At 59.3% G+C, this 10,288-nt stretch carries 9 protein-coding genes and 1 riboswitch; of the genes, 2 read left to right on the forward strand and 7 right to left on the reverse strand.

What is annotated here, in order from left to right; all coding sequences use genetic code 11:
• Positions 1–78: 78 nt before the first annotated feature.
• Positions 79–1,308: a tetratricopeptide repeat protein gene (locus DESPR_RS07920; protein ID WP_015724282.1), complete on the forward strand. Its 1,230-nt coding sequence runs from the start codon at positions 79–81 to the stop codon at positions 1,306–1,308.
• A gap of 15 nt (positions 1,309–1,323) precedes the next feature.
• Here the strand turns inward: DESPR_RS07920 and DESPR_RS07925 are convergent, their stop codons facing one another.
• The 7 genes from DESPR_RS07925 to DESPR_RS07955 all read right to left on the reverse strand — a co-directional run bounded on the left by DESPR_RS07925 (position 1,324) and on the right by DESPR_RS07955 (position 9,357).
• Positions 1,324–2,559: a hypothetical protein gene (locus DESPR_RS07925; RefSeq protein WP_015724283.1), complete on the reverse strand. Its 1,236-nt coding sequence runs from the start codon at positions 2,557–2,559 to the stop codon at positions 1,324–1,326.
• A 22-nt stretch (positions 2,560–2,581) separates the two neighbouring features.
• Positions 2,582–3,292, reverse strand: a complete 711-nt coding sequence (locus tag DESPR_RS07930; RefSeq protein WP_015724284.1) for a hypothetical protein — start codon at positions 3,290–3,292, stop codon at positions 2,582–2,584.
• Between the two features lie 311 nt (positions 3,293–3,603).
• Positions 3,604–4,062: a hypothetical protein gene (locus DESPR_RS07935; protein WP_015724285.1), complete on the reverse strand. Its 459-nt coding sequence runs from the start codon at positions 4,060–4,062 to the stop codon at positions 3,604–3,606.
• Between the two features lie 148 nt (positions 4,063–4,210).
• Positions 4,211–7,441: an autotransporter domain-containing protein gene (locus DESPR_RS07940; RefSeq protein WP_015724286.1), complete on the reverse strand. Its 3,231-nt coding sequence runs from the start codon at positions 7,439–7,441 to the stop codon at positions 4,211–4,213.
• A gap of 167 nt (positions 7,442–7,608) precedes the next feature.
• A riboswitch (cyclic di-GMP riboswitch) is annotated at positions 7,609–7,689 on the reverse strand.
• A 169-nt stretch (positions 7,690–7,858) separates the two neighbouring features.
• Positions 7,859–8,428: an Hsp20/alpha crystallin family protein gene (locus DESPR_RS07945; protein WP_015724287.1), complete on the reverse strand. Its 570-nt coding sequence runs from the start codon at positions 8,426–8,428 to the stop codon at positions 7,859–7,861.
• Between the two features lie 50 nt (positions 8,429–8,478).
• Positions 8,479–8,865: an Hsp20/alpha crystallin family protein gene (locus tag DESPR_RS07950; protein WP_015724288.1), complete on the reverse strand. Its 387-nt coding sequence runs from the start codon at positions 8,863–8,865 to the stop codon at positions 8,479–8,481.
• A gap of 45 nt (positions 8,866–8,910) precedes the next feature.
• A complete protein-coding gene (locus tag DESPR_RS07955; protein ID WP_015724289.1) occupies positions 8,911–9,357 on the reverse strand; it encodes an Hsp20/alpha crystallin family protein in 447 nt (148 codons plus the stop codon).
• A 196-nt stretch (positions 9,358–9,553) separates the two neighbouring features.
• Here DESPR_RS07955 and DESPR_RS07960 point away from each other — a divergent pair, with 196 nt between their 5' ends.
• Positions 9,554–10,153, forward strand: a complete 600-nt coding sequence (locus DESPR_RS07960) for a hypothetical protein (protein ID WP_015724290.1) — start codon at positions 9,554–9,556, stop codon at positions 10,151–10,153.
• The last annotated feature ends 135 nt before the right edge of the window (positions 10,154–10,288 follow it).

The raw sequence follows: 10,288 nt of genomic DNA on the forward strand, positions 1-10,288 counted from the left end.
GGTATGGTGGGGGATCGTCCGTTCAGGCCCTGTTGTCCCGGTCCTGCCTCCCGCCAATCTTTGCGACCACGGATTACCATGTCAACCGACACTCCACGGCTCCCGTCGGCCGAAACGTTCAACCGGGCCTTTGCCCTGGCCTGTACCGCCCATGACGCCGGACGCCTGGCCGAGGCCAGGGAAGGTTATTTGCGGCTGCTGGCTGCTGCGCCTCGTTCGATGCTGCTTCACTACAACCTCGGGTTGGTGCAGTACGGCCTCCACCAGTTCGACCAGGCGTTGAGTTCCTTTTCCCAGGCCGCCAGTCTCGGCCCCGAGGACAACGATGTCCTGTTCAACCTTGCCCTGTGCCAGAAGGAAACCGGTGATCTGGCCGCCGCCGTTGCCACCTATCAGCGGATTTTAGCCGCCGCCCCGGATCATGCCGACTGCCTGTACAACCTCGGCGGCTGTTACCGGACACTCCACGACGATGTCCAGGCCATGGCCTGCTACCATCGGGTGCTGGCGGTGGCGCCCGGCTATCATCAGGCAGCCAACAACCTGGCCTACCTCTACCACCGTGCCGGCGAGATCGAGCAGGCGGTCCGCTACTACAGTCAAGTGTACGAATCCCGGCCCGACGACGAGTCGGTCGGCTACATGCTGGCGGCCCTGCTCGGCGTTCCGCTCGACCACGCGCCCGATGCCTATGTGCGCGGTTTTTTCGATGCCTATGCCGAGCACTTTGAGCAGAGCCTGGTGGAGAAACTGGGCTACGACAATCCGCGCTGCCTCTACGAGTGCCTGTGCGCGTGCGGAGAAACGCGGACCGAATATGACCACGGGCTTGATCTCGGCTGCGGCACCGGCTTGAGCGGTCTGTCGTTCAAGCGCAGGGTAACGGCCCTGGACGGGGTCGACCTGTCACCCCGGATGCTGGACCACGCCAAAGGTAAGGGATGCTATGCCCATCTGTACGCGGACAGCATCGACCACTACCTGCATGCCACCAGCGAGACCTACGATCTGTTTCTGGCCACCGATGTTTTTATCTATGTCGGCGAACTGCTTGAGCTCTTCACCGCAGCCCAGGCCGTTGCCCGGCCCCAAGCCCTTTTCTGTTTTTCCACCGAGCACCTGGAAGCGGAGGGGTATCAACTGCTGCCCACCGGTCGCTTCGCCTATTCGACCAACTATATCCATGCGATTGCGGCCGGCACCGGCTGGACCGTGCTTACTCGGCAGCCGACCCGTCTGCGCCGGGAGCGCGATGCCTGGATCAATGGCGATTTGTGGATTCTTCGTCTCGCTCCAGCTGCCGTTTGAACAAAGAATCCCACCTTACGGAAACAGCGGCTGATTGAAGGGGCCAAAGCCGCTGAGGCAGTCATCCTCCACCTGCTGAGCGATCTGGGTTCCCCAGACCGAAGAGTACTCGGGATCGAAATAGACCAGCTCCACGGTTTCACGGATGTGTTCGATGCCGATCCGACCGCCTTGGCTGTTTTCGTAGCGCAGCAAGGCTTGCTCCGCAGCCTGGGGTGTTTCGCCGTCATCCCGCATCCAGGCCGTGGTGGTGAACATCTCGCCGACTGTGCGGCACAGGGATTCCCGGCCGCTTGGCCCGGCCGGTTTCGTTTCCTGGAGAGATGGGGCCTGAAGGGCCGCAGAGGACGGTTGGCACCGACCCCAGATCACCCCCGATCCGGTCGTGGCGGAATCGCCGGGTGTCATGCACCAACCGAGATCCTGCAACCGCTGAGCGTTGACCCGCATCTGCCGGCAAGCGTCGTCAGCCGCCGGTCCGACCGTGTCCCAGCACAGGTGGGTCAGATCCTGGTCACGGTCGATCAGCGCCTGAATCTCGGGGCTGATGGCCACGATGCGCGCCGAATCCTCGCCGGGAGATGGCGCGGGTGCTGCTTGCCAGCCGCCGCTGGAACCAACGGCTTGCGCGCTCGGTGAACCTGGCGGCGCCTGCGGTGGAGCATCCTCCTGCGGCAACGAGGCCCGGTCGAGCGCTGTTTCCTGCTCTTCCGGGCGTTCCGTTTGCCGTGTATCCGCCTCCCCGGGTTGCTCGGTCCGGGCTTGCGGGGGCGCAACGGCGGCAACCGGCTTTTTCGCCTTCATGAACAGAAAACCGGATTCCGATCCTTTGTTGTAGGACAGGACAATACTGCTGATGTCCCCGGTCCAGCTGTACATTTCCTCGCCATTTTGCTCGATTTTCTTGCGGTCGCCGAAACGGGCAAAAGCCTCGGTCTTCATCGCGGCAAAATTTTTGTTTCCGGCAAAAAGCAGGATCACGCCCTGCAACCGCTGGTGCGTGAAGGTGCAGGAGATGCCGCTGAGGGTAGCCTTGCCAAAGCGCAGGTCCTCGTTTTGCAGGGCATAGAGGGTCTCGCCATTGGCGTCGGTTTCCTTGGTGAGAACCAGCTGTTTCGTCCGTTGCAGGTCGTTGAGCGCGCTGCCCCAGCGCATGCCCTTGAATCCATCGACATCGGCCAGGGCCGCGAGGGATGTCACGGACACGATCAGACCAAGAAGAACAAGAGACAGCGTGCGGAAACAATTCATGATCTCTATCCCAGCCGCATTGTCAGCGGCGGCGGCCGTCTTTACTGGCGCGAATGCTTGGAGTGACGATCAGGGCGATCCGTTCGCTGGCCGCCTTGGACAGGTGCGGGTACTGCTCGCGCAGCCAGACCAGAATACTCGCCTTGTGGGTCGCGGCCGTCGCCGGTTCTGCCCCCGCGAACAGGGCGGCCCAGCAGGCATTAGCCGCCTGGAGTTCCTGGGCGAAACAGGGATGATCGGGTGTGTTGCCCAGCGCCTCCCCCCTGATTGCCGGCTGGTGGTCGGTTAAATCGGTCGCGGCCGTACTCCGCGGTTCGATGCGGTGGGTGGTTTCGTGGTTGATCACCTCGTTGAGCCGCGCAAAAAGGCGCATCGGGTTGAGCGCGAGCATGCTGGTTTCACCCCATTCCTCGCCGACCGAATTGCTGACCGCGATCTCCTTGCCTTTGTCGTCCACGCAAAGAATTTCGGCACCAATCAGCATGCGGTCAAGGCGCCCTTGCACCTGCCGCAGCACTTCGTGTTGAAGCCGCATTTCGACCTGGGCGCTGGGTTGCGGCGCGGCCGGTTTCTTTTTCTTGCCACCATCTCGTTTCTCGATAAACACATCGAAAAATTCGATCCACAGATCTATTGTGCCGGCCAGAGCCATTTCCACAATCTGCTCCGCGCTTGTCCGCCACCGGGCACGCAGGTCACCGAGATACACACGCTGATTTTCCGGGGTTGTCATACCAAATCCTTTTGTTTGTCAATTGGTTGTACCATGACGTAATCGCACCCACCCGCCGGTTCTGCTCGAAACGTCCTCGCGGACATGCCCAACAGGGCACCACCAAATCGCTCTCTTGGCCAACCCGGGAAATGGGTTCCATTTTTTTCGCATCGCCTGCCAGGTCAGGCTCGGAGCGGCCGGCAGCACGCAATTCATCAAGGTAGCAAGATCGGGTAGGGAAGGGCAACTAAAATCCTTTGTGCTCCCCCGGTGGCGGTGCGCTCCTGTTTCGACGCGGTTGGTTGTCGACCAGGGGGGCAGGATGCGGGTCAGTTTGGCCGTAGGTCGAGTTGGATGTAGTTGAGGTCCAGTTGGTCTCCACCCTCGCCACCTACCTCGATCAGCAGACGATCCTGGGTTTCGACAAAGGCAAAGGGTCGGTGGCCATTGGCCTCCAAGACATCCAAGAACAGGGGATAGAAAAAATCGTTGGTCTGCCCTTGGGGATCATAGGCAAACCGTACGCCGAAGACCGGATATTGACCCTCCCGGCACAGTTGAACCCATTGCAGTTCGGTTTTTGGCCGCTGACGCACTATTTCCAGGGCAGGCGATTTCCAGGCGCGTGCATCCACGGGGTGACAATCGCGGCCGAGCTGCTGGCTGAGGTCGAGAGGCGGCTCGGCGCTGGCTGCAAGGGAGGGCAATACCACAAGCAGCAGGAGCAGCAGCGATGTCTTGGCGTCTGGGCATCGTCTATTCAGCAGGGATCTGGCCGACAAAAACATGGGGGTTCCTCTCGAAAAAACGGTTGATGGGACCCTGCCGCCACAGCGACCCACCCCAGGATGGGTCTGCTTTCAGGCATTGGGCAGGGCGTGTTTGCCAGGGGCGTCTTTCCGTTACCCTGTTTGGCGGGTTCGGACAAGCTGGAAATCAAAAGGTCCAAGCGAGGCGCAGGGAGAGGGCATGGTCGGTGGCACCGTTGTCGCTTTGCAGGGTGCAGTCGTAGCCAAGATGGGCGAATGCGCTTGGCGAGAGGCGGGCCTCGAGCGCGGCGCCCATGACCAGGCTGTCACCGGCCAGGTCGCGTCCGGGCGTAAGGAACATATCGCCGCCGCCAGCCAGTTGGGACTGCAGATCGTCGCTGTGGCGGTTGAACTCATGCCACCAGTGCAGCCTGAGTTCCGGTTCCAGGGCAAAGGTCTTCCATTGGAAGGGATAGGCGATCCGGGCGCCGGCAAAGCCGAGCAGGGAATCGCTCGCCCGGGAGCCTAGGGAGAGATCGGCGCTGTCGGCGCCGGATTCCTGGAAGCCTTCCTCGTCGAGCCTCACCCAGCCGCCACCCACGGAAGGCCCCAGGATCCAGTTGCCGATCACCCAGTCGTAGCCGCCCTGGACAGTGGCGCCGAACAGGCGGCCCTCGTGGTCGCTGTGGGTTGCACGGCCGGCAAAGGCCAGTGACCGGTCGGCGTCGAAGTCGATCAGGCCGGTGCCGAGCGCGGCGCCCAACCGCCAGCCCCCCGGGGTCAGGGGATCGTTCCAGGAACCGTAGAGATAGGCGTGCAGACTTTTGTTTTCCCCTTCGTCGGCACTGCTGTCGGATTCGTAGCGGCTCTCGCCGAGGGCGCCGGCCATGCCCAGGATCAGGCCATCGGCCGTGGAGCGCTCCAGGCCGAACAGCAGGCCGTAAACGTTCTTTGTCGCCCCGAAAGAGGCATCGTCCGCTTCGTACCGGCTGTGATGGCTGGGGAACTCGAACCAGGCAGTGGTCGCACCCGCACGGTCGCTGCTCTCCGGCGACGGATCGAAGTGCTCCATGCGGCGGCGCAGGCTGTCGAAACGGGACTGGGCATCGTCGAGGGCCAGGGTGGTGGCCAGGCCGTGAATGCGCGGGGTCATCTCGGCCAACGCGTTGTTGAGGGCGCTGGTGGTCAAGGCCAGGTCGAGGCGGTCAAGCAGGTCGGCGAAATCGTTGGCCGCCGAGGGGCGAACCCTATCCAGGCTGGTTGCCAAGCCGCTGTTATGCGGGATGGCCAGGCTGGTGTAGCTGTTGCGGCTGACCTCCAGGCTCAGGTTGCCGGGCGAGAGGCTCAGCAGCTCGGTGTCGAGAATGGCGGCGCCTTGCACCCGGTCAAAGACACCGGAGATGCTGCCGGCATCGAGCATGGAGAAGCTGCCGCCGTTGGTGTAGCCGTTCGGGACGAGAAGCAGGGTCCCGTCGAGCGAGGCGGTGCCGGTGACGGTGAAACGGTCGGCTTGATCGGCACCGATTTCCATACCCAGGGTGGCGGAGGAACTCTGGGTATAGTTGCCGTCGATGGTCAGATGGCCGATGGAATGGCCGGGAGACACGGTGCCCCGGTTGGTGACGTTGCCGGTCAAGGTGCCGTTGCCGCCCAGGATGCCGTGCGCGCCGACAGTGGTCTCGCCGCCGATGACGCCGTCGATCCCCAGTCGTCCGTGCTCGACCTGGATCGCACCAAAGGTGGAATGGCCGGAGAGCGACCAGTCCACCCCGTGCATGACCAAGGTTTCGGCGCCATAGAAGACCTCATTTTCCATGCCATTGCCATTGAGCAACACCACGTCGGTCTCCCCTGCCATCCACGCCGGCCCAACCAGGTCCGAACCGCTTTGCAGGATGAGACGGGTGGTATCGTAGCTGGCAATGGAGGCGTTGTAACCGCTGATCGTGCCGCTGTTGATGATGACCGAGGGGGTGTTCGCCCAGACACCAACACCGCCCTGATAATCGAGCAGGGGCTGCACAGAGGAAGCGACCGCGGTGATGGTGCCGCTGTTTTCCAGCCATCCTGGACCCTTGATGAAGGCGACGCCGATTGCCCAATCACCGGAGACCGCGGAAATGCTGCCCGAATTGGTTACCTGCGTGCGTCCATGGTTTTCCGACCATATCCCGGCGCTTCCCTTGAGCGTGTCCGCTCCTGTTTGGGCCACGATCTCGCCGCTGTTCTCGATGACCAAATCGTTCTTGCCGTTACTGGCCCATATGCCATAGGAGAGGGTGAAATTGGCATCACTGTCGGCCTCGGCCGTTACTGTTCCCTGGTTGACGATTTCCCCTCCTTGCAGGCAGATCCCATAGGCAACAGCCTGTCCTTGCGGGCTGAAAGCCGATGCGGTGATCAGTCCTTCATTGCGGACAGAACCGCCGGGCCCGCCCCAGAGATAGATTCCGCGCGCCGTTGTCAGCGCCTCGTCCGACTGGGCATGGGCGCCAATCGTGCCCTGGTTGACGACGCTGCTGGCCTTTCCGCCCCAAAAATCGACGCCATGAGCATTGTAGGTTCCTCCAGCGCTCCAGGGAACCGCCTGGATATCGCCGGTGTTGACGAGGTGCAGACTCTCGCCGCTCCAGGGTTCCGCGATAAGATAGAAGCTCCAAAGGTTGGACATCGAGGTTGTGTAGCGAAGACGCATGTAGCCGTCCTCTCCCCATTCCTCGCTCCAGGAATTGCGCAGTATCCAGTAGCCTAGCCCATCTTCTCCGGTCTCGTCATTGTAGCCGATCAATGCCACCGCATGATCCAGGGCTGCTATGTTCACCTGCGTGGGGACGCGAAAATTGTCGTTGAGGACACCCCCCTGGTAGTCATGCCATTCCTCCCTGTCGGAATTCACGCCAATGGTGACCGCACCGATGGCATGGAGAACGCGGCGGGTGGTCTCCACGTCATTGACCGGTATGGAATACCAATCCTCCATCGTATAACGCGGGGCATCCCAATGCTGTCCGGCAGGCTGTTCAATGACCGTCCACTGATCCTCCTGCACTGGATAGGGATAGACGCTTTCCAAGGGCGTTCCATGTTCCACCATGGCGGTCATCGGATCTTCAAGCAGACCGCCATCACAGCCATCCATTCCGTCATACAGGGGGCTGAGACTCCAGACCATGAAGGCCTCGGACAGATCGATGGCCTGCTGGTCGTACAGACCGTGCGTCCGGTTCCAGGTGCTTTCCGCTGCGGCCAGCGTACCAAAGGCATAACAGCTGCCGCAGTAGGCCTGATCGCGCACGGCACCGATGAAGCTGTGACCGTCGATGTCGCGCAGGTCAAAGGAAGAAGGAAGATCCATGGCCAGTCCCGGCATCGGAGCCAGGAGCACGGTGGTCAATGAAGCATACAGTGTCAAATTCATGGTGTTTTTGTTCCCGTGATGAAGTGTTTGCCGCGTGCAGCGGTGGACGTGGACCGCGGGCATGATCGCTGTCGAGACGTCTTGGTCGTGATGAGGCAAGGTGTCCGGGTAACGGCGTTTTCAGGGGAGGGGGAGGAGGGGAGAACGAGACATGAGGAGAATACGCATGCCGCAGTCCCGCTACCATAGTTTCCCGTAGGCCGGAGACTTTGCGCCCATACCTTTCGGTATGTTTGCCCAGTTATCAAGATTCCTATCACAGCAGAAAGGCAATGTCAAAACGATCGGCGTGCAATGGGTGCGAGGAGGGACGGGATTTTTCTGCCCGGGAAGGGGGGAATCAAGGTAAAAAAATGCCCGACAGCCGAAAAGCACTGTCGGGCTACGAGAAGAACGCACGACGAACGGTTCTCGCCGTTAACTTCCAGAGGTGATCTCCACCTTCTTGACCTCTCCCTTTGGCATGGCCTTGCGAGGCATGGTGACGAACAGCACGCCGTTCTTGAAGCTGGCCTTGATGTTATCCTGATCCACGTCCTCGGGCAGGGACAGTACCCGCTGGAACGAGCCGTAACTGCGCTCGATCCGGTAGTAGTTCTTCTCCTTGTCTTCTTTTTCCTGTTTCTTTTCGCCCCTGATGGTCAGGGCGCCGGCGGCGATATCCACGGACACATCCTTTTCGCTCACTCCGGGGATCTCGACGGTGAGTTGATACTCACTGTCGGTGGCGCTCAGATCGACCTTGGGTTTGAGTACTGCCGTGCCCTCAAAGGCGGGAAAAGCGCCGAAACCGCCAACGGCGGGCAGATTGAAGCCGCGGAAAAATTGATCGAACAGTCGATCGATGTCGCGGTGAATTTGTACCATTGGATCACCGTGCCGTTGTGGATAAAAGGGGGCCTTGTGTTCGTGTTTCACCGGCACGGTATGCTCGATTTCCTCTTCGTTCTTGAACCAATTCCAGGGGGCCAGTTTTTTCAGTTCCATGGTCATTGCTCCTCTTGCTTCCGTGTTGGTTGTTCGGCGTATCTGCGTTATCAGCCGACCTTGATTTCAATCTGCCTTGGCTTTGCGGCCTCTGACTTGGGCAGATGGAGCCGCAAGACACCGTTACTGAGCTCGGCATGGACTTTCTCGATATCAATGCTCTGCGGCACGGAGAACGTCCGGCGGAATTCCACCTCGCCAAATTCCCGCCAGGCAGCGGCGCCGCTGGTCACCAGCCGGCGCATGCCGGACAGGGTCATCTTGCCGTTGTCGATGTTGATGGCTATGGCGTCCTTGATCACGCCGGGCATATCGGCATAGAGCAGAATCTCGCTGTCGTTTTCAAAAATATCCACTTCGGGCGCGACAACCGGCAGCTGTTGAACAAGTTCTCCTGCCTGTTCTTTTCGGGTGACAACCTCGGTGTTCTCGCTCATGGGTATCCTCCTTGTTCTGTGTTCGATTTTTGAATGATCGTCGAATCAATTGATACTGATCTGTCGTGGTTTGGCGGCTTCCGACTTGGGGAGGGTCATTTTGAGCAAGCCATCCTTCAAGGTGGCTTCCACTTTGGAAGCATCTACCTCGTAGGGCAGGGTGAAGCTACGGGAAAAGGATCCTGTCCCCCGTTCGGTGCGATGGATTTTAAAGGTGTCGGGGGTGTCCGATTTGCGCGCTCCGCTGATTTCCAGATAGTTGCCCTGAATCTTGACCTGCAGATCCTCTTTCAGCACTCCGGGCAGTTCAACGACGATTTCCAGATTATCGCCGGTATCGCTGAGATTGGTGCGCGGAAAGGTATCAGCGGCAACCCATCCCTGGCCGAGATTGTAGGCCCGGTCGAACTCATTGAATACGTTGTTCATCCGGTTGCGGAACAGATCCATGGCCCCCATCATCTGATGAATGTCATTCCATCGGGTAATCATCTTGTCTCCTCCTTTTCGTGAGTGTGTAGGGTATGTTCCGATCATGCATGACCCCGTCTTTGTGTTGTAGTTGAACTATAAGTATGACAAATAGCCAGTCAATGCGACTTATGAATATTTTGGTTGCATTACTTATTGTGAAAATTTATCAATAGTAATGAAATGGTATGAATGAGCAGTAAGAAGGAGGTGTGCGATGAGTGATGAACAGGATGGAAAAAAATACGGGGAGGGGCTATTGGCTGGTTTGTCCGCCGATACCCTGCGGGGCCGGCAATCGGTACGGGCGACTTTTCGTCTGCCGTCGCAGGTGATAGCGTTACTCAGCCTAGCCGCCAACCAGTTGGGATTGAAGCAGAAATCGCTCTTCGATCAGCTAGTGGAAGACCGGGAGGTGCTGAAACAGCTCGCCCAGGCCGCCGGTTCGTATTCGCCAAGCGGTGAACAGCGGCAGCAAAAGACCTTTGTGGTCAGCCGCAACTCGCTGCTGTCGCTCGAATATGTAGCCAAGGCCTGCGGTTTGCCGCGTGATCTCCTGGTGGAGTTGTCCATTCGACGACTGTTGCCGGTGATGAGTTCGGAGCAGGAAAAACAGAAGAAAAGGCGGGCGGTCCTGGCCGAGATGGAATCGTTTCTGCAACAAGGTCAGGCTTTGTGGGCGAGCGCCGAGCAATTGCTCGGCGAAACTGATGACACCACCAGGCAGCTCGCCATGGTGTTGCTGCACTGTGAACGGGCGGTCAACGATCTGCGCCAGGCTATTGACCAGGGAAAAGAAATCGAGGGATATCAATAAGCATCGCTGTGCATTGACCACATGGTGGTGGTCTTGGGTCACAATTCAACATCTTGGAAATATGAGAAATATTTATAATATATTGTTTTTACAATAAAATATCCGCATAAATTTTTTTGATTAAATAGTTTGACA

Source organism: Desulfobulbus propionicus DSM 2032 (assembly GCF_000186885.1).
Lineage (GTDB): Bacteria > Desulfobacterota > Desulfobulbia > Desulfobulbales > Desulfobulbaceae > Desulfobulbus > Desulfobulbus propionicus.